Here is an 18,701-nt window from a genome sequence, read left to right as displayed (position 1 = left end):
TAAAACAATATAACGCTTTTCGAGTAAAAAATCCAGTGATTTCCCCGATTTTCACTTTAATCGGAGAAACCGCCGTTTTCTGTTGCGCTTTTTTGAAGAGAAGCGCAGCCATCCCACTTTAAGGAACAGACCGAACATGATGATAGCGATCATACCCATCACACCGAGGACGATGAAATATCCGTAGGGACTTTGAAGTTCCGGCATATTGACAAAATTCATCCCATATAAGCCGGCAATGAACGTGAGCGGCATAAAAATCGTGGTGATCACGGTCAGGGTCATCATGATGTTATTCATCTTATCGGAATTGATGGAAAGGTAATTATCACGGATATCCGATGAAAATTCACGGTACGATTCAAGCATTTCCACGAGCTTCATCAAATGATCATATACATCATTGAAGTAGAGCTTTTCCTCTTTCAGGGCGTTCAGCCGTCCGGAATTGATGATCCGGTATAAAAGGTCCCTCATCGGAATAAGCGTCCTCCTCAGTTTGGACATCTCATGGCGGATGTCAAACAGCTGGTCCATCAGGTCGCTGTCTGAGTCCTGATTGGTATTGTCTTCAATGATATTCAAGCGATCCTCGATGGCATAGACAAGCGGAAAATAATCATCCACAAGCTGGTCTGCAATTCCATGCATCACCTTGAAGGGACTCCAATCATCCCTTTCTTCCTCCACCTGGCTCCAGATGCGGTCCAGTTCTTTTGTCCGGCCTTTATGAAATGTGACGATAAAGCTTGAATTGACAAACATATTCACTTCACTTGCTGCATGGGTTTCATGATCGATGGTATGTAGTAATACGAATATGTACCGTTCATAGAAATCCAGCTTCGGCCGCTGACTGAAATCGTCGAGGCAGTCTTCGATTGCGAGCGGATGGAATCGGAAATAAAGCTTGAGTATACGGATTTCCTTTTCAGTGGGAGCCGAAAAGTCCACCCAATACCATTTCACATACGGATCTTTTATCATGGCCAGGGAAGCATCTTTTACGATTTCCCCGTTTTTCAATATCACACTGGTTCGAATCATCTCGTTCTCCTTACCCTCCACAGGATCGGCCGTCAACCGAAACCATGCTGAGCCTTCTTTATAGATTCATCTTTCCCTCGGAACGTGCATCCGAAACTTGAGGGCGTTACTGATATACTGTACCAAAACCATTCTCATCTTTAAATAGGGGGATCCTTAGTGATACACTAGTAAATAAAATGAACAAAGCAGGTGTGCAGTTTGGAAGAGAAAATGAATCCTAGAGTATTGGAATTGCAACTATCAGGCATCCGCCGTTTCTTCAACATGGTGGCGGGCACCGAAGGCATGATATCCCTGACGATCGGGCAGCCCGATTTCCCCACACCACTCCACGTGAAAGACGCCGGGAAGCGGGCAATCGATGAAAACTTCACTTCATACACCCATAATGCAGGGATGCTCGAGCTGAGAAAGGCTGCCTCCGACTTCATGAAAGAAAAGTATCATCTGGACTACGATGAAGATGAGATCATCATCACTTCAGGGGCTTCTCAAGGGATCGATGTCACGCTCAGGTCGATCCTCGTCGAAGGGGATGAATGTATCCTGCCTGGGCCCGTTTACCCCGGGTATGAGCCCATTATTAAACTGTCAGGGGCCAAACCGGTCCATATCGATACAACGTCAAATGGCTTCAAGCTGGATGCTTCCCTTTTGAAGACCGCCATCACATCAAGAACGAAATGCATCATCCTCCCGTACCCTTCCAATCCCACCGGTGTCAGCCTGACAGCGGAGGAACTGCAAGATATTGCCGAATTGGTCCTGGGGCGGGGGATTTTCGTGGTAGCAGATGAGATCTACAGTGAGCTCACCTTCGATCGCAGCCATCGTTCCATTGCCGAATTCCTCCGGGATCAGACCATTGTCATCAACGGTCTCTCGAAGTCCCATAGCATGACAGGCTGGAGGATCGGCATGGTCATGGCACCGAAAGCGATCAGTCAGCATCTATTGAAGGTGCATCAATATAACGTCTCCTGCGCCACCTCTGTGTCCCAGAAAGCGGCCCTCGCCGCCCTGACCAAAGGGAAAGATGATGCAATCCCGATGAAGGATGCCTACCGCAAAAGGCGTGAATATGTCTTTGAGCGCCTCGTGGGAATGGGCATCCGGAATGTAATCAAGCCTGACGGAGCTTTCTATTATTTTGTGGAGATCCCTGAAAGGTTTAACGGCGATTCCTTTGCATTCTGTTTGGAACTTGTTCAAAAGGAAAAAGTCGCTGTCGTGCCCGGAGAGGCATTCTCCGTTATGGGAGAAGGCTATTTCAGACTGTCTTATGCCTGCTCAATGGAAGAACTCGAAGAAGGTTTGAACCGTTTGGAAAACTTTCTTGCATCCTTCTGACAAAAGGGAAAGGCCCCCGCTATGAGAAGCGGAGGCCTTTTTTATGCAAAAAAAAAGAACCAGTTTTACACTGGTTCAAAAAAAAGGAAAAGGGGGTGTTAGTGAGAAATTAATCTCCAATTTCATGCTTACTCTAATTCTACCCAGATATCATCTGTATAAACCCGCATTTCAAAAAAAATAATTTTTTTCAGGTCCTCTTCCAAGTTGGAGAGGTGCCTAGGGAAAATCGTTTAAAAGGTCTATGAAAAAGCGCTTTCATAAAGTATAATACTATAATGAATAACGAAGCGAGGTGGACTGTCAGATGTATGAAAAGAAGCAATATGTCTTCCGCAACGGCACCCCGGTACTTGTGACGATCCGAAACTACCGGGAAGAAGACTTTGACTCTTTGATCTCGATCCAACACCGGGCGTTTCCTCCTCCATTCCCCCCGGAATTATGGTGGAATAAGGATCAACTTCATCAGCATGTTAACCGTTTCCCCTTGGGGGCCATCTGTGTGGAGATGGATGGCATCGTGGTTGGCAGCATGACAAGCTTTATCACCTCCTACTCCCCGGAAGATCCGGATCATACATGGGATGGCATTACAGATGAAGGCTATATCACCCATCATTCCGATGATGGGAATACATTGTACGTCGTGGATTTGTGCATTGATCCTGCCTATAGGGGCTTCAAACTCGGAAAATGGATGATGGAGGCCCTCTATGAAATCGTCGTACACCTGCGCCTTGAACGCCTCCTTGGTGGTGGACGCATTCCGACCTTTCATTCATATCGCGACCGTTACACGGTGGAAGAATATGTGGAGAAGCTAACAAGGGGAGAATACAAAGACCCGGTCATCACCTTTCTCCTCCAGTGCGGACGGATGCCTGTGAGGGTGATCAAAGATTATCTTGAGGACGAGGAATCCTGCCATTATGGCATTCTGATGGAATGGAAAAATCCATTCACCAACATAAAAAAGGATTGAAGGAGTCGAGTCCTTCAATCCAATTAAAAGGGGGAAATGAGAATGAAAAGGCTCTTGGGGAACCTGTTCGATACTTCTCTTTACCCTTTCCTCATGATTTAAAACTTTATTCCATTGATGTTGCTTTTTTAACGACTTCTTGAACAGCATCATTCGTATCAAGTGTCAATACGTGTTCAGCCATTTCCTTCATTTCCGCTTTGCTCAGGTTCGAGATCTGAGAACGGGCACGAAGGATTGACGAGGCACTCATGGAGAACTCATCCAGTCCCAGTCCTAGAAGGATCGGCACGGCAATTTCGTCTCCAGCCATTTCTCCACACATTCCAGCCCATTTCCCTTCTTTATGAGCCGCGTCGATGACCATCTTCACAAGGCGAAGGATCGCCGGATTATACGGCTGGTACAGATAGGAAACGCGTTCGTTCATGCGGTCGGCCGCCATTGTGTATTGGATCAGATCATTTGTTCCGATCGAGAAGAAGTCCACTTCTTTTGCGAACACATCAGCCATGACCGCTGTAGAAGGGATTTCGACCATGATTCCTACTTCGATATGATCCGATACTTCTACTCCGTTTTCAAGAAGAGCCTTTTTCTCCTCTTCCAAAACGGCTTTGGCAGCACGGAACTCATCAAGGTTTGAAATCATAGGGAACATGATCTTCAGATTACCGAAGGTGCTTGCTTTAAGCAGTGCACGCAGCTGTGTACGGAAGATGTCTTGTTCATCGAGGCACAGGCGAATAGCCCGATAGCCAAGGAATGGATTCATTTCCTTAGGTAGATTCAAGTATGGTAGCTCTTTATCTCCGCCGATGTCCAATGTACGTACGACAACAGGTTTCCCATCCATGCCTTCAAGGACGGCTTTATAAGCTTTGAATTGCTCTTCCTCTGTTGGGAGCTCATCGCGGCCCATGTAAAGGAATTCGGTCCTGTATAGACCCACACCTTCACCACCGTTATTTTTCACACCTTCAAGATCATTCGGGGTCCCGATATTTGCCGCCAGCTCGACATGTTCCCCGTCTTTTGAAACGGTCGGTTCATTGACGAGTTTAGCCCATTCGGCTTTTTGCTCTTCATAGCGGGCGTGCTCTTCTTTATACTGTGCCACAACTTCAGGAGTCGGATTGATATGTACTTCTCCATTCAATCCATCCACGATGATGAGATCACCGTTTTCAACTGATGAGGTAACCGTTTTCGTACCAACCACTGCAGGAATTTCCATGGAACGAGCCATGATCGCCGAGTGGGAAGTACGGCCACCGATATCAGTGGTGAACCCTTTGACGTATTGACGGTTCAACTGAGCAGTATCAGAAGGGGTCAAGTCTTCTGCGATGATGATCACTTCCTCGGTCACCATGCTAGGGTTCGAGATTTGTACGCCAAGGAGATGTGACAGGACACGTTTCGTCACGTCACGGATATCGGCCGCACGCTCTTTCATATATTCGTTGTCCATGGATTCAAACATGGTCACGAACATATCCGCTGTTTCCTTAAGGGCGAATTCAGCGTTTACATTTTCAGATTTCACTTTGTCTTCAATCGGTGTCAGTAGCTCTGGGTCACTAAGAACAAGCAGGTGCGCTTCAAAGATCTGGGCTTTGTCTTCTCCAAGATCTTCCCGTGCTTTGTCACGGATAGCTTCTAGTTCGGTTTTTGATGTGGAAATAGCATCCTGAAAACGGGATACCTCTGCCTCAACATTATCAACCGCTTTCTTTTCGAAGCTGAGATCAGGTTCGACCAGGCGGTATGCTTTTGCAATGGCAATCCCGTTGGATGCTGCAATTCCGTTAAGAAGGCTGGACATTACTCAGCAAGACCTTCTTTAGTCAGTGTTTCTTCAAGGCTGTTCAACGCTTCTGCTTCATCGCTACCTTCAGTGATGATTGTGATTTCTGCATCTTTACCGACACCTAGAGACATAACACCCATGATTGATTTCAAGTTTACTTTCTTATCTTTGTATTCAAGATGTACATCGCTATCGAATTTGCTTGCCGTTTGAACCAATAGAGTTGCCGGGCGAGCGTGAATCCCTGTCTCAGCTGTTACTGTGAATGTTTTTTGTGCCATGTGAATCGACTCCTTAATCATATCTTGTTTTAGGTTTGATTTATAAAAAGAACCGGAATCATGATGAAAACGGTTAGCATTTTCTCCATTAATCCTTTCTTCCTATAAACCTGTTCAAAAAAAAATAATAGCATGCAATGAGGAGATACACAATTATAAAATCCTGTTTTTTTAGTATTTCTTACATTCAGGCTCATTATGTTCCTTAATATGTTAGAAACTTCAATAATTTTACTTTGTGTATTCCGTTTGTTTCCTACCTATCATATTGTATCCAATCTTCGCTTTGGCAACCGTCCCTTTTAAGATCCGTTCAGGGTCGCTGTGTTCATCCGCAATGACAGCCACCAGGTCACAGATGCATCTTGAATAGACTTCTGCGACTTTCTTCCACTCTTTATCATCTGCAGTCCCATTATCCTTCACAAGCTCTTCCATGCCTTCAAGCACCAGGCTCTTCACCCTCAACGCAAGTTCTGCTTCCCTTTTCATGCTCAACATCCCCTTTTAAGAATTTTGAACCTGATTCAGCTTATTCGGGACCCTGCATCTTCATACGGGATCCCGTGTTCCTACGCTTCTTTTTCGCTTACGGGGCTCATGGCGGATGTATGGACCTCCATTCTGCGGACAAAGAAATCTCCGTCTTCAGGAGATACTCCGCCCCGGCCGTACCGTACCTGTTCATAGATGATGAAGAATCGTTCTTCGTCTTCCAGCCCAAGTCTGACAAACCACGCTCGCAAATCCTCATTGACGTTTCTCCCTGCATTCCTTGAGTGGGAAAAGCGCTCAAATTCCGTCACTGCTTCACGAATCCGATCATCGGCATGACTGTAGTCGTAATCTGAACTTTGAGTGCCTTCCACCGGATTGTCTGGATAAGCATGAACTGAAAATCCCTTCCCTTCTCTCTTGGCAGCGTCGGACCCTTTCCTTCTCACATAGAAGTACACGATGATGAGAAGGACGGCGATGATGCTGAGAACCATCACCAGCCAATCGAGCGACATCCCCTGAGAAAGGGGAAGGGGCGGTTCTTCAGCCTCTACCTGCCCTTTCTCGAGTGATCCCTCCCCGCCACCTCCATACATTTCATTGAAAAGGGACGTTACCAGATCCCTTAAATGCTCGATCGCATTATAGATGGGATCGACGGCAAAGGAGAACACCCAGAAAATTTTCGAAAGTATCCAGTATACCACTTGCATGAGGACGAAACTGACCAATCCAAGGACCATTGCCACCCCTGCAATGGCTCCCATCAGCATCAGGGGCACATAATAGGGGCCCTTCCCCGACTCGTGGGACATCATCCGCTGGATGGGTGTCACACTGACAGTCAACAAAAGGTACAGGAAGATCGTGACAATGACCGGTGTACCGTTCTCCATCCCCCTCATGGGACTCGTCATCATTGACGCTGCGGCAATGGCTAGGAAGATTACCCATGCACCGCTGCTGATTTCAATGCTATATTCCATTTCTTCTAGATGAGAATTCATCCTCCAATAAAGGTATACTAAGACTCCTGCCAAGAACACAAGGTTGACTAAAAAAAAGAATACTCCCACCAAGAGGATCAGTGCAAACATTCCGTATAGGGGCAGCGGGATGACCTTGCCTGAACGTCCGATGATGACCGCCCACACGGATAGAGCAAGAAAAGAAAGCATGATCAGGGGCAGATAGTCACTGAGCAGCTGATTTCTTGGTGCAAGGAAGGTCATGAGCAGAAATGCAAAAAGAGATTCCACTCCCGCAAGGAAGCAAAGCTTCATGGTCAGGAGCTTTTGGAAATCGGTTGACGAGGATCGGATTTCATATTCCACCGCGACGCCACCCCCTGTTCATTCAATGTGGTAAGTTTGAGGATTTGGGTCCCCCCTGAAGCAATTTGTGTCAGTACGCGTTCGATCTCCTGATTCAGCTCTCCTGCAAGAAAGATGACGGGGGGGAGCCACTGCCTGCTCCTCATATGCTGTAGGACAAGCTCGAAAGGCATGGTAAAGTCATCCGTTGACAGGGCTGACAGCAGTTCCAGTCCCCTTTGCATATGGGGTTTACCAGCTCCGGATGGCAGGTGGAAGTACGGAGTGGCACCAGGTCCCCTCGTATTGATCACCATGGAGAAGGGGATATCTCCTTTGACTGCCAGCTGCATCATGTAGGCAGCCTGACTGACGATGGATTCCAATCGGCCCGTGATTGCATAGCGGTCGGACAAGTTGATGGCGATAAGCCACTCTTTTTGAGTGGACGGTGCAAACTGTTTCGTCTGCAGATCCCCGGTCCTTGCTGAAGCTTTCCAGTGAATATCCTGAAACCTGTCCCCTGCCACATACCCCCTCGTCCCGACGATTTGAAAAGGGTCACTATATAGGGAATGGGGAGTGAACACGTCTCCAAAACGCATGGATATAGGATGCTCCTCCACCACGACGGGTGTCGAACGTGGAAATACCATCAAGGTCGATGGAATCGGATCCATCAGCTGGAGCACCGTCCTCCCGCTCCCGAATAGATGGGGAATGTAGAGCTCCATGGAGGTGATGCGGCAGAGTCCACGCCTTTTACCTATTACGGGGATGGAAATCTCCACTCGCTCCCCTTTCCCCGCAGAGAACGGGACCGAAGCTTCCACTACCCCTGACGTTACGTCAAATCGCATCTGCTTGGATGCGGGTTCCACGATGTCCTTGAATTTCAGCTTCAATGTGGCCCCCCAGACCGGCAGGCCGTCATTACGGAAGCCGAGCATCCACTCCGCTTCCTCCCCTTCATGCATCCGCACCTTTTTAGGTGTCGAATCAAGTTTCACACCCTCACCCGCTTTCAGAAGGAACCAGCGGTGGACGCGCACGTAGACGATGCATAAGAGTAACACCCCGGAAGCGATGTAGGATTGTACAAATAAGCTTCCGGCCAGCATGATGACAAGAAGCATCGTACTCATATTCAAATACGGATCTTCCCCGATGTCCCGTTTCCACTTCATGACACCTACCTCGCTTCTACCGGTACCATGACACGCTCAAGAACCTGCCGCATCACTTCCCCGGTCGTCTTTGTCATGGAGGCTTCCAAGGTGAGGGAAATCCTGTGTTCGAGAACATATGGTGCCGCCACTTCGACATCATGAGGGGTCACATAATCACGCCCATTAATGAAAGCATACCCTTGAGAGGCCTTCAACAAGGCGAGGCTCGCCCTCGGACTCGCCCCTACTTCAATCGACTCATGCTCACGGGTCGCCCTTGTGATTTTGAGTATGTAGGTTTCAATATCAGCAGACACATGGGTTTCTTTCACTTCTTCAGACAAACGCCGGATCGTCGGCAGGTCCAGGACCGCCGTGGTGGCGTCTTTTGCAAGTGGACGCTTGAATCGCCCTAGGATGCTCCTTTCTTCCTCAAAATCCGGATAACCGAAAGGAATCTTCAGTAAAAATCGATCGAGCTGAGCTGCCGGGAGCGGAAATGTTCCCTGCTGGGACTCAATCGGATTTTGGGTGGCAATGACAATGAACGGAGGTTCCAGTGCAATGGTTTCCCCATCGATGGTAAACTGCTTTTCTTCCATGACCTCAAGCAGGCTAGCCTGTGTCCTTGGAGTGGCACGATTCACCTCATCAGCAAGGAGGACATTGGTCAGCACCGGCCCTGTCCTGAGCTCGAACTCCTGAGATTTCGGGTTGAAAAATTGGATTCCCGTCACATCACTCGGCAGTACATCCGGTGTGAACTGGATCCGTTTGAAAGAACCACTGATCGATTGTGCAAAGGTTTTGGCCATGAGGGTCTTCCCTGTCCCAGGAACACTCTCCAAGAGCACATGTCCATCCTGCAAAAGGGCGATCATCAAAAGATCAATTTCCTTTTCCCTCCCGACCAGAACCTTTTCCATCTCTTTTTTTAATTCCTGCAATGAAGACATCCGTCTTCCCCCTTTTCTCTATAATGAGAATGTCTTTAGCCTAACGGCGATATCCTCTTAAGTGTAAAACAGTATACAAATATTAGCAATAATCAAATAATTCAACGAGCAGTCAACTAAAAAAGCCCGCCTCCAATGGAAGCGGCCCCCTTGTTCAATGCTCATAGATCATCTTTCGCGACATCCCGCCGTCGATGATGAGATTTTCACCCGTTATAAAGTCGTTTTCAGGGTCTGCGAGGAAAAGGCATGCCCTGGCGATATCCTCCGGCTTTCCTACCCTTCCGGAAGGATGCTGGGCATGATCGATTTCCCTCAGGGAGTCATAGTCCTCTGTCGCGATCCACCCAGGGCTGATGGAGTTGACGCGGATCCCGTACTCGCTCAGCGTGATGGCCAAGGAATGGGACAGACTGTAAATCCCTCCTTTGGTGGCTGAGTAGGCTTCGGTATCCCGTTCGGACATGAAGGCGCGCGTCGAGGACAGGTTGATGATGCTACCCCCGCCATCCTTCATCAGTTTGGCCGCCTCCCTGCTGCAATGGAAGACACTTCCAAGGTTTACGGAGAGGATGCGGTCCCACTCACCCGGTTCGAGCTCCCAGAACGACTTGAATTTTGAAACACCCGCATTATTGATCATGACGTCCACTCTCCCGTGATCGGCACCGATCTTCGAAAATGCCCCGGCAACGGCAGTGTGATCTGCTACATCGACTTTATGAAAGCGTGTCTTATGACCTTGTCCATTAAGTTCCTCGGCAAACCCAAGCCCACTTTCGTCTATATCCATGAATTCCACGATCCAGCCTTTTTCCGCGAATGCCTTCACGAGACCACGGCCGATCCCGTTTGTACCTCCTGTGATGCAGATGATTCGTTCCATTTCCCTTGCTCCCTTCTGACAGTACATTCTCTAAAAGCTTACCCGATATTCTGCGAAAGAAACGTCGCCACCGTTCGTGCTCGCCTTTAGCTTCTGGCTGTTTCCAGATAGCGATAAAGCGTATGTCCGCCCTGTGCAGCTATGCCGCGGAAATGTTTGAAATCGTTCTGCTTCACAAGCACCGACCGAAAGGACAAAAAGTCTTCCTTTTTCACATACACTTCATTTAGCTCACCAGTTCGTAACCCTTCCACTAATCCTTCAATCTCTTTTATATCCATGGTAGACCCTCCTTCTGATTCTCTTTCCTATTTTATCGGGTCGTTTTAAAACCTCAAGAATTTTTTCTTGATGAAATTTTCCAAAAACTCTTTACTCTTTCCTTACTTTACGTCAAAATATTAATAATCGTTTGTAGATTTCTGGTAAAAAGGAGATGCCTCTAATGAAAAAAGCGGAGATTGGGAATGTCATTGAATTCAGGAATGGGTTAAAAGGAGTCGTCGAGAAGGTGAACGAAAACTCAGTGATCGTAGATTTAACGTATATGAAGAACTACCGGGATCTTGAGTTAGAGGAAAAAACAGTTGTGAACCATAAAAATTATACCGTTGTGGAAGCGTGAACCTCACAAAACAGGCCGTCAGTGAACTGATGGCCTGTTTTTTTCCGTATGATCAAGGTACTGCCTTGTGTTCCTTCTTCCAGGCAACCAGGAGCATGAACAGGATGCTCATGTAACCGAATAGCGGATACAGATAAGATAGCAGTCGGCTGTATTCAAAGAAGCTCAAACAGTAGATCACGATAATGATCACAGTGAATGTGTAGACTACCGGGATGGACAGATATCCCGACAGCTGTTTTTCCAGACCGAAGATCCCACCGATGACCGACGTAAAGATTTCTCCGTATATAATGATGATATAGAGAAGATACATACCGGAAGCAAACGTCTTCATCATGACCGCCATGGGAATCTCATATTGTGTGACATCGGGGATCAGGCTCAGCGTCAGATGACTGGAAATCAGGATGATGGTGAGTAAGACACCTCCAAGGTACCCTCCATATTTGATCATCTTCCTGTCCTTTACTTCACCGGCGATTGGAACGAGGACCGCCTGGGCCATGGCAAGATTGAAAGCCACATAGGCGAAAGGCGAAAGCACCGTCCTCCATCCTAAACCATCATCTCCTCTTGAGAGGATCATATTGAGATCGGGCTGGTGGGTGAAGGAGACATAGAGCAGATAAAGATTGAAGAAGATCATCAGTGGAACGACGATGGTATTGACAGCAAATAATCCCCTTGTACCAATAAGCATGGTTAAAAATCCGAGAGCAAGTGTAAGAACAATCCCAAATTGCCTCGATTGACCCAGTTGTTCTTCGAAGACTGCTCCTGCTCCTGCCACCATTACCGCCGAAACCCCGATCAACATGAGCATCATCAATAGGTTCATCCCTTTGGAAAACCACTTGCCGAAAACATATTCATTGAACTGTTCATAGGATCTCGCTTTGATATCATGGCTGATCACGAGGATCTTCGTTCCAAGCATGATAAACAGCCACCCGCTTACCACGATACCCACTAATCCATAGATCCCGAATCTAGTGAAAAACTCGACAATTTCCCTTCCCGTTGCAAACCCGGCACCGATGACCGTCCCCACGTATACCGCGGCGATTTGAAAAGCGCCCGATAGTCGTTTCATTCCATCACCTCGTACTTCTACTCTTATTACTGTATGTACAGGCCCCCGAATCAGAAGTACGGATTTCAGCTGTTTGTTATGTCTATTTAGAAATAGTGTAAAACGAACATATTCACACGGGCTTTTTCACGCCTTTGTCATTATAATGAACTTAAGTCGTGTATCCCTTCTTAACAGATAGGGGATAACACAAGTAAAAACAAATAGAAAAGAGGAATCCATGTGAACTTTTTTACCCGTTTTAGCCTGAGGAATGCAGTAGCGGTCTTTATCATTTCATTCCTTCTCATCCTCGGGGGGCTGTATTCGTTCCAGAAACTCAAACTGGATTTGCTCCCGAATATCGAGTTTCCTCAGCTTACAGTTGAAATCGTTTACCCGGGGGCTTCCCCCAATGATCTAGACGATAAAGTGACATCAGATCTCGAGGAGAAATTCAAAGGTGTTGAAGGAGTGAAACAAGTATCAAGCTCCACCTACGAAACAATCTCTGTGATCAACCTGGAGTTCCCCTTCAATACAGACATGGACGAAGTGGAAAGCAAGGTGGACTCCCTCATCTCTGACAGCGACCTTCCGGATGAAGTGACCACCGATATCAGCAGAACGTCATTCGGAGCACTTCCGATCTTCAATATCTCCCTGTTTGCGAAGGACAATGCTGATTTACAGTCCCTGTTGGAAGATGACGTCATCCCTGAATTGAAGAAAATCGAAGGAATCAATTCCGTATCTGTCGGTGGGCTGAAAGAAGAACTCCTGCAAATTACCATCGATAAAGATAAAGCAGCCGAAAACGGACTCAGCTTGACGGATATCAAGGATCAGATTAATGAAAAGGACCTCTCATTCCCCGCTGGAAATCTCGATGGGGATAACATCCAGGTTCCTGTTAGGCTGCAGGAGAAAGTCGATACCATTAAACAGTTAAAAGAGATTGTCCTTACATCGAAGGTCAATCCTCAGGCACCTCCAACGTCCCTGGGTGATATTGCCAAAATCGAAGAAGTGACGGACCGTCCTGAAATCACCCGTTACAATATGGAAGATTCCTTCTCCATGGCCATCACCAAAAAACAGGACGCCAACACGGTGGAGGTAGCAGATCAGGTTCTTGAAGTGATGAAAGAGTACAAAGATGATTTCAGCTATGCCATCGGATTCGATTCGGCAGACGGGATCAAAAAATCTGTTGAGACCCTGGTGAAAGAAGGCCTTCTGGGAGCTGTATTCGCCTCTCTGGCCGTTCTTCTGTTCTTACGGAATATCCGAGCGACGATCATCGCCATCATCTCGATTCCCCTGTCGCTGCTCGTGTCTTCGATTTTCTTGGCACAGCTCGATATCTCACTCAACATCATGACCCTGGGGGCATGGCTGTAGCAGTGGGACGCGTTGTGGATGACAGTATCGTCGTCATTGAGAACATTTTCAGACGTGTCCGGAAGTCCGGCAGGGAAATCAATGATGAAATCATTGAAGACTCCACAAAAGAAATCCTGAAAGCCATCACGTCTTCTACATTGACGACCGTAGTGGTATTCCTTCCACTCGGATTCGTCGGCGGGGTGACGGGAGAATTCTTCCTACCGTTCGCTTTGACCATCGTATTCTCACTGCTGACGTCCCTGCTCGTTGCCATTACCATCGTTCCGATCCTGTCCAAGTTCTCATTCAAAAAAGTCCCGCCGGAGGAGAAGGAAGGAAGACTTCAGCGATGGTATGCACAGGCGATTGAGTGGTCGCTTAACCATAAAATCGTCATCATCGCCCTATCCCTGGTCACCCTGCTCGGTTCTTTTGCACTGGCAGGCAGGCTCGGCTTCACCTTCATTCCCAATGAAGAGCAAAAGCAGCTCGTCGCAAGCGTACAGCTCCCTTCTTCCACGTCCCTTGAACGGACCAATGACGTGTCCATGAAGCTGGAAGAATTCTTCGACGGGGAGAAAGAAATCAAAGAAGTTACAGCAGGTATAGGAAGCCGTGATTTCCAAACTGGGTTGAAACGGAAAAACCAGGCCAACTACTTCCTCACCCTCGATGAAGAGACCAATGTAAATGCATATCTTGAAGACTTGCAAAAGAACATGGAAGACATTGTATACAAAGATGAACCCGACGCAAAACTCGGCGTTCAGGAGCAGCAGACTGGTGGTCCGCCAAGCAACAACAACGTGGACATCGACCTCTTCTCCAATAATCTTGATTCCCTTCAAACTGCTGCGAAGGAAGTAGAAGCGTACATGAAGGATCAAGATCAGTTGAAGTATGTGAACAATAACTTCTCTGAAAAACAAAAGCAGATCATCATCGATATCGATCCTGAGAAGGCCGCGAAAGCAGGGGTATCCGGATTCCAGGTGCTTGGGACCGTGACGGACCAGACCGAACCTGTATCCGTCGGCACTCTGCCACTGGATGGAAAGGATCGAAAGGTACAGTTGAGCTATGAGGATCAAACATCCTCCAAAGAAGAACTTGAAGATATCACCATATTCACCGCTAAGGGGCCTGTCCCACTGACTGATATCGCGAAAATCGATGAAGTCGAAGGCTACACGTCCATCCAGAAGCTAGAAGGGAAGATCTATGCGCGTGTCAGCGCCCAGATCTCAAGCGATGATATTCGTGCCGTGTCACAGGAAACAGTGGACGGTGTGAAGAAGCTCGACCTTCCTGATGATGTGTCATTTGAAGGTGGAGGCGGAAGTGATGAAACGGTACAGACGTTCCAAGATCTTGGCCTGGCCATGCTGATCGCCATAGGCCTTGTCTACATCACCATGCTGATCACATTCGGGAAAGCAAGGATTCCGTTCATCATCCTGTCATCACTGATCTTTGTGCCGATCGGCTCCCTCCTCGGACTGTCGGTCGCCAATGAACCACTCAGCGTATCGGTCATGATCGGCCTACTCATGCTGATCGGGATCGTGACGACCAATGCCATCGTCCTCGTCGATCGTATCGGGCAAAACAGGGATCAAAAAGGAATGACCATCAGGGCATCCCTGATCGAAGGGGGCAAAACGAGGCTGCGTCCGATCCTCATGACGGCGTTTGCGACGATTACAGCCCTTCTACCCCTGGCGTTCACAACATCATCCGGAACGCTCATCTCCAAAGGGCTTGCTATCACCGTAATAGGTGGATTGACGTCTTCGACTTTACTGACGCTCATTCTTCTACCTGTCCTGTACGAAGTTTTCTTCTATAAAACGGTAAAGAAAGAAATGAAAAAACAAGCATGATAAAGAGGCAGGCGCCCATGCGCCTGCCTCTTTTCCTTTTGTCCATTATAATGATTGATCATCCAGTTCATTAAGCCATTTCCGGATCGGGTCGATCACCTTCTCCACGGTCCCTTCCACAAACGGGGAATCCAGATGGACCGCCTCAAGCAGCTCCAGGAAGGATTTACTTCCACCAAGCTTACAAAGGTCCAGATAGGATGCCCAAGCGCTCTCACGGTCTTCATTCATCTTTTTGAAGAATTGGAAGGCACAGATCTGGGCGAGGGTATAATCGATATAGTAGAACGGAGAGTTGTAAATATGCGACTGCCTCTGCCAGAAGCCCCCCTCCTCCAGATATCCGAAGCCGTCATAATCACGGTGAGGGAGATACTTCCGTTCCAGGCTCCTCCACATCTGCTTCCGTTCATCAGGTGTAGCATCCGGTTTCTCATAGACGAAATGCTGGAATTCATCCACGGCCACTCCATAAGGAAGGAACATCAACGCTTCACTTAAATGGGTGAACTTATATTTTTCTGTATCTTCTTTGAAGAAGTATTTCATCCAAGGCCATGTGAAGAACTCCATGCTCATGGAGTGGATCTCACTCGCCTCATAGGTGGCCCAGTGGTATTCAGGGATATCGTATCCCCTGCTCTTATAGACCTGGAAAGCATGCCCCGCCTCATGGGTCAAAACATCGATATCAGCAGACGTCCCGTTGAAATTGGAGAAAATAAAAGGCGACTCGTATTGCGCGATATACGTGCAGTATCCCCTCCTGCTTTTCCCTTCTTCGCTTCAAGGTCCATCAGGTTTCGTTCCAGCATGAACGAAATGAATTCTGCCGTCTCCGGGGAAAGTTCCTCATACATCCGTTTCCCGTTTTCGATGATCCACTGGGGATCTCCTTTCGGATCAGCATTACCGGACGGGAATTTAAACCCTTCATCATAAAATGTAAGATGTTGCAGACCGATCCGATCAGCCTGCCTATCCTTCAGCTCGACACAAAGGGGCACGATGAATTCTTCTACCTGACGTCTGAAGACCTCCACCATTTCCGGCGTATAATCCGTCCTTGTCATCCGGTGATAGCCAAGTTCGACGAAGTTATCAAAGCCGAGCGTCACGGCGATTTCATGCCGCACCTTCACCAGATCATCAAAGATCCGGTCCAGTTCATCCGTGTTTTCTTCAAAGAATGTGGTAGTGGCTGTTGCCGCCTGCCTCCTGGTCCCCCGGTCAGGGGATTGGCTGAATGGCCCCATCTGGGCAAGCGTCCTTTCCTCTCCTTCAAAAGGAATCTTGGCCGAAGCCATCAGCTTTGTATATTCTGAGGAAAGCTTATTCTCCTTTTGGAGAAGTGGGATGATCTCGGGTGAGAACGTCCTGATCTCGCTTTCTGCCAGTGAAAACAGCTGCCCCCCCATTTCTTTTCCAATTCTTTGCGATACGGGGACTCGAGCAGGACATGATAAAACTCCGTAACCAGACCATGTATTTCAGGTGACAGTTCATCCATATAGTCTTGTTCCGCTTTATAAAAATCATCGTTCGTATCGATGGAATGACGGATATACACTAAATTCTCCATCGTATCGACTTCCATGCGGATCTGATTGATCTTCTCTATAGCTTCGACCTGCTGTGACATGCCTTCAGCTTTTTTCAGCAGATTCAAGGCATCATGGAAACGTACCTTTACTTCATCAAGATCCGGTCTTTCGTATGTATACTCTTCAAATTTTTTCATTGGTACCTCCAGTTTTGATAGAATCTTTCACGGCTCTCTAGTATTTCGCCAAGGAATGTCCATTTCCTTCTCTCCCTCGACTTTTACCATGCAAAAAAGCCTGCTTTTGCAGGCTTTCAGTAGGAAAGATCTTTAATCGACAGACCCAATTTCTTGAGGAGTCCGATTGCTTCCTCTTTTTCATCGGGAGTAAGCGTGGACATCAGTTCATGAATCCTGTTCTCATGATCAGGGAAGATCCGGTCGATCAGCACCCTGCCATCCTCCGAAATCTGGGCATATGTGACCCTGCGGTCATTGGGGCAGGCTACGCGGTTGAGAAGACCTTTTTTTTCAAGCTTGTCCACAACATATGTGATGCTTCCGGACGCAAGAAGGATCTTTCCGCCAATTTGTTGAAGCGGCTGATCTCCTTTATGATAGAGGAGTTCCAGGACGGCAAATTCCGTAGGATTCAGTCCATTTTCCTGGATGTGTTTATTTATTTCCTCATTGATGGCTTTGAAGGCCCTTGATAGAACGATGAATAGCTTCAGGGATTGCTTGGTTTCACTCATAGTTTTCATTCCTTTAAATATCTCGGTTTCAAACTATTATACAAATGTACGGGGTTTTTGTCAAAGGAACTGACGTGGATTTTTCCAAAACTTAGGATTCCAACGGAAAAAGGACGCACCGTTTATGGGCGTCCCTTCAAGGTAGTAGTTGATGCGATGCATCATTTCACGGAGTAATTTTTCTAGAGGATTTCTCAGATGTCGATTACGATGCGGGTCTTTTGAGCAAATGTCTACTGTAATATTCCATTTCGGCCTCGCTTCGGTCCAGGGAAGCTTTATCATACTCGTTCAAGAGGCGGTCGAGTTCCTGACTGCAGGCCAGGGTCTCTTTGGCACCAAGCCCGTGCGTTTCTCCAAGAGAGATCATTTCCGAACGCTTTTGATTGATCTTCAACAATAACCACTTTCGTTTCAGCATTTGGTTCATCCATCTAACCCCTTTTGATTGCTTGCTTTATTTGAGCATTATCTCAGGGTTTACTAGAAAAGTAAATAGAACCGCAAAACAAGACAAAACAATCAGTTATAGACGAAATTTCGACATCGGCTGCCATATAAAAACCCGTTCCCCTTTTGATAGGGAACAGGTTTTTCGGGTGGTTTCAATCAGTAGATCGGAACCCATCCTTCTTTCGTAACGAAGATTCTCACGGCCACTACCTTCCTGTCATCTGCCAGTGTGAAATAATGGCGGATGTTTTCCGGAACGGAAATCAGATCGCCTGGATTCAGGTGGACTTCAAAGAAATCACTATCACTTCCCTGGATGATGAACACTCCATGCCCACTGACGATGAATCGGACCTCATCATCGGTATGGTGATGTTCCTGTTGGAAATTCTTCAAAAGCTCATCAAGGTTCGGGGTGCTGTCTGATAAGGAAATGATATCCCACGCTTCATATCCGCGTCTGGCTGAAATATCTTCAATTTCACCCTTGAACGTCGTGAGGATCCTATCTTTTTCTTCATCAGAAAGGTCGAATTTTTCTTGGAGATCGCCACTCAGTTTCCCGATGTCCCAGTGTTCATAAATGACACCCTGGTCATTCAGATACTGAATCACCTCTTCTTGATTGTCGATAACTTTACCGCTTCCTTGTACCTTGATCGTCGTCATGATTTTTC

16 protein-coding genes and 2 pseudogenes are annotated in these 18,701 nt (G+C 47.3%); 4 read left to right on the top strand and 14 right to left on the bottom strand.

Annotated elements, in window-relative coordinates:
* Positions 1 to 51 precede the first annotated feature (51 nt).
* Positions 52 to 1,047 (bottom strand): magnesium/cobalt transporter CorA, encoded by a 996-nt coding sequence (gene corA, locus D5E69_RS09130; RefSeq protein ID WP_048004232.1) that lies wholly within the window; start codon positions 1,045 to 1,047, stop codon positions 52 to 54.
* A 201-nt stretch (positions 1,048 to 1,248) separates the two neighbouring features.
* Here corA and D5E69_RS09125 point away from each other — a divergent pair, with 201 nt between their 5' ends.
* Positions 1,249 to 2,400: an aminotransferase A gene (locus D5E69_RS09125; protein WP_048004233.1), complete on the top strand. Its 1,152-nt coding sequence runs from the start codon at positions 1,249 to 1,251 to the stop codon at positions 2,398 to 2,400.
* A 307-nt stretch (positions 2,401 to 2,707) separates the two neighbouring features.
* Positions 2,708 to 3,385: a GNAT family N-acetyltransferase gene (locus D5E69_RS09120; protein WP_048004234.1), complete on the top strand. Its 678-nt coding sequence runs from the start codon at positions 2,708 to 2,710 to the stop codon at positions 3,383 to 3,385.
* A 106-nt stretch (positions 3,386 to 3,491) separates the two neighbouring features.
* Here D5E69_RS09120 and ptsP read toward each other — a convergent pair whose 3' ends face one another.
* The 8 genes from ptsP to D5E69_RS09080 all read right to left on the bottom strand — a co-directional run bounded on the left by ptsP (position 3,492) and on the right by D5E69_RS09080 (position 10,582).
* A complete protein-coding gene (gene ptsP / locus D5E69_RS09115) occupies positions 3,492 to 5,213 on the bottom strand; it encodes a phosphoenolpyruvate--protein phosphotransferase (protein WP_159129575.1) in 1,722 nt (573 codons plus the stop codon).
* The gene (locus tag D5E69_RS09110; protein ID WP_048004236.1) at positions 5,213 to 5,479 is read right to left on the bottom strand and encodes a phosphocarrier protein HPr; all 267 of its coding nucleotides are present in this window, start codon (positions 5,477 to 5,479) and stop codon (positions 5,213 to 5,215) included. The genes ptsP and D5E69_RS09110 overlap by 1 nt, the downstream gene beginning before the upstream one ends.
* 231 nt (positions 5,480 to 5,710) lie before the next feature.
* Positions 5,711 to 5,971, bottom strand: a complete 261-nt coding sequence (locus D5E69_RS09105) for a hypothetical protein (RefSeq protein ID WP_063191164.1) — start codon at positions 5,969 to 5,971, stop codon at positions 5,711 to 5,713.
* Between the two features lie 80 nt (positions 5,972 to 6,051).
* A complete protein-coding gene (locus tag D5E69_RS09100) occupies positions 6,052 to 7,311 on the bottom strand; it encodes a hypothetical protein (protein ID WP_159129574.1) in 1,260 nt (419 codons plus the stop codon).
* Positions 7,263 to 8,477: a DUF58 domain-containing protein gene (locus tag D5E69_RS09095; protein ID WP_063191162.1), complete on the bottom strand. Its 1,215-nt coding sequence runs from the start codon at positions 8,475 to 8,477 to the stop codon at positions 7,263 to 7,265. Before D5E69_RS09095 ends, D5E69_RS09100 begins: the two co-directional genes overlap by 49 nt.
* 5 nt (positions 8,478 to 8,482) lie before the next feature.
* Positions 8,483 to 9,415 (bottom strand): AAA family ATPase, encoded by a 933-nt coding sequence (locus D5E69_RS09090; RefSeq protein WP_159129573.1) that lies wholly within the window; start codon positions 9,413 to 9,415, stop codon positions 8,483 to 8,485.
* Positions 9,416 to 9,569: 154 nt separating this feature from the next.
* The gene (locus D5E69_RS09085; protein ID WP_148794921.1) at positions 9,570 to 10,301 is read right to left on the bottom strand and encodes an SDR family NAD(P)-dependent oxidoreductase; all 732 of its coding nucleotides are present in this window, start codon (positions 10,299 to 10,301) and stop codon (positions 9,570 to 9,572) included.
* A gap of 86 nt (positions 10,302 to 10,387) precedes the next feature.
* The gene (locus D5E69_RS09080) at positions 10,388 to 10,582 is read right to left on the bottom strand and encodes a protein YkzS (RefSeq protein ID WP_048004242.1); all 195 of its coding nucleotides are present in this window, start codon (positions 10,580 to 10,582) and stop codon (positions 10,388 to 10,390) included.
* Positions 10,583 to 10,746: 164 nt separating this feature from the next.
* Between D5E69_RS09080 and D5E69_RS09075 the strand changes: the two genes are divergently transcribed.
* Positions 10,747 to 10,926 (top strand): YkvS family protein, encoded by a 180-nt coding sequence (locus tag D5E69_RS09075; protein ID WP_048004243.1) that lies wholly within the window; start codon positions 10,747 to 10,749, stop codon positions 10,924 to 10,926.
* A gap of 52 nt (positions 10,927 to 10,978) precedes the next feature.
* Here the strand turns inward: D5E69_RS09075 and D5E69_RS09070 are convergent, their stop codons facing one another.
* A complete protein-coding gene (locus D5E69_RS09070; RefSeq protein WP_148794919.1) occupies positions 10,979 to 12,022 on the bottom strand; it encodes a YkvI family membrane protein in 1,044 nt (347 codons plus the stop codon).
* 222 nt (positions 12,023 to 12,244) lie between these two features.
* Between D5E69_RS09070 and D5E69_RS09065 the strand changes: the two are divergent.
* Positions 12,245 to 15,273 (top strand): annotated as a pseudogene (locus D5E69_RS09065) (efflux RND transporter permease subunit).
* A 45-nt stretch (positions 15,274 to 15,318) separates the two neighbouring features.
* Here D5E69_RS09065 and D5E69_RS09060 read toward each other — a convergent pair.
* The 4 genes and pseudogenes from D5E69_RS09060 to D5E69_RS09045 all read right to left on the bottom strand — a co-directional run bounded on the left by D5E69_RS09060 (position 15,319) and on the right by D5E69_RS09045 (position 18,693).
* A pseudogene (locus D5E69_RS09060) lies at positions 15,319 to 17,014 on the bottom strand (M3 family oligoendopeptidase).
* Between the two features lie 116 nt (positions 17,015 to 17,130).
* Positions 17,131 to 17,571: a MarR family winged helix-turn-helix transcriptional regulator gene (locus D5E69_RS09055; protein ID WP_048004247.1), complete on the bottom strand. Its 441-nt coding sequence runs from the start codon at positions 17,569 to 17,571 to the stop codon at positions 17,131 to 17,133.
* A gap of 205 nt (positions 17,572 to 17,776) precedes the next feature.
* A complete protein-coding gene (locus D5E69_RS09050; protein ID WP_048004248.1) occupies positions 17,777 to 18,001 on the bottom strand; it encodes an aspartyl-phosphate phosphatase Spo0E family protein in 225 nt (74 codons plus the stop codon).
* Positions 18,002 to 18,180: 179 nt separating this feature from the next.
* Positions 18,181 to 18,693 (bottom strand): 1,2-dihydroxy-3-keto-5-methylthiopentene dioxygenase, encoded by a 513-nt coding sequence (locus D5E69_RS09045; protein ID WP_048004249.1) that lies wholly within the window; start codon positions 18,691 to 18,693, stop codon positions 18,181 to 18,183.
* Positions 18,694 to 18,701: the final 8 nt, after the last annotated feature.

Origin of the sequence: Rossellomorea marisflavi (genome assembly GCF_009806575.1) — a bacterium.
Classification (GTDB): domain Bacteria; phylum Bacillota; class Bacilli; order Bacillales; family Bacillaceae_B; genus Rossellomorea; species Rossellomorea marisflavi_A.
This window is presented reverse-complemented; position numbering and strand designations above follow the sequence as displayed.

Coding starts and splice junctions, on each gene's coding strand:
- corA (WP_048004232.1), bottom strand. CDS start 1,047: ATGATTCGAACCAGTGTGATATTGAAAAACGGGGAAATCGTAAAAGAT.
- D5E69_RS09120 (WP_048004234.1), top strand. CDS start 2,708: ATGTATGAAAAGAAGCAATATGTCTTCCGCAACGGCACCCCGGTACTT.
- ptsP (WP_159129575.1), bottom strand. CDS start 5,213: ATGTCCAGCCTTCTTAACGGAATTGCAGCATCCAACGGGATTGCCATT.
- D5E69_RS09110 (WP_048004236.1), bottom strand. CDS start 5,479: ATGGCACAAAAAACATTCACAGTAACAGCTGAGACAGGGATTCACGCT.
- D5E69_RS09105 (WP_063191164.1), bottom strand. CDS start 5,971: ATGAAAAGGGAAGCAGAACTTGCGTTGAGGGTGAAGAGCCTGGTGCTT.
- D5E69_RS09095 (WP_063191162.1), bottom strand. CDS start 8,477: ATGAAGTGGAAACGGGACATCGGGGAAGATCCGTATTTGAATATGAGT.
- D5E69_RS09090 (WP_159129573.1), bottom strand. CDS start 9,415: ATGTCTTCATTGCAGGAATTAAAAAAAGAGATGGAAAAGGTTCTGGTC.
- D5E69_RS09085 (WP_148794921.1), bottom strand. CDS start 10,301: ATGGAACGAATCATCTGCATCACAGGAGGTACAAACGGGATCGGCCGT.
- D5E69_RS09080 (WP_048004242.1), bottom strand. CDS start 10,582: ATGGATATAAAAGAGATTGAAGGATTAGTGGAAGGGTTACGAACTGGT.
- D5E69_RS09075 (WP_048004243.1), top strand. CDS start 10,747: ATGAAAAAAGCGGAGATTGGGAATGTCATTGAATTCAGGAATGGGTTA.
- D5E69_RS09070 (WP_148794919.1), bottom strand. CDS start 12,022: ATGAAACGACTATCGGGCGCTTTTCAAATCGCCGCGGTATACGTGGGG.
- D5E69_RS09055 (WP_048004247.1), bottom strand. CDS start 17,571: ATGAGTGAAACCAAGCAATCCCTGAAGCTATTCATCGTTCTATCAAGG.
- D5E69_RS09050 (WP_048004248.1), bottom strand. CDS start 18,001: ATGAACCAAATGCTGAAACGAAAGTGGTTATTGTTGAAGATCAATCAA.
- D5E69_RS09045 (WP_048004249.1), bottom strand. CDS start 18,693: ATGACGACGATCAAGGTACAAGGAAGCGGTAAAGTTATCGACAATCAA.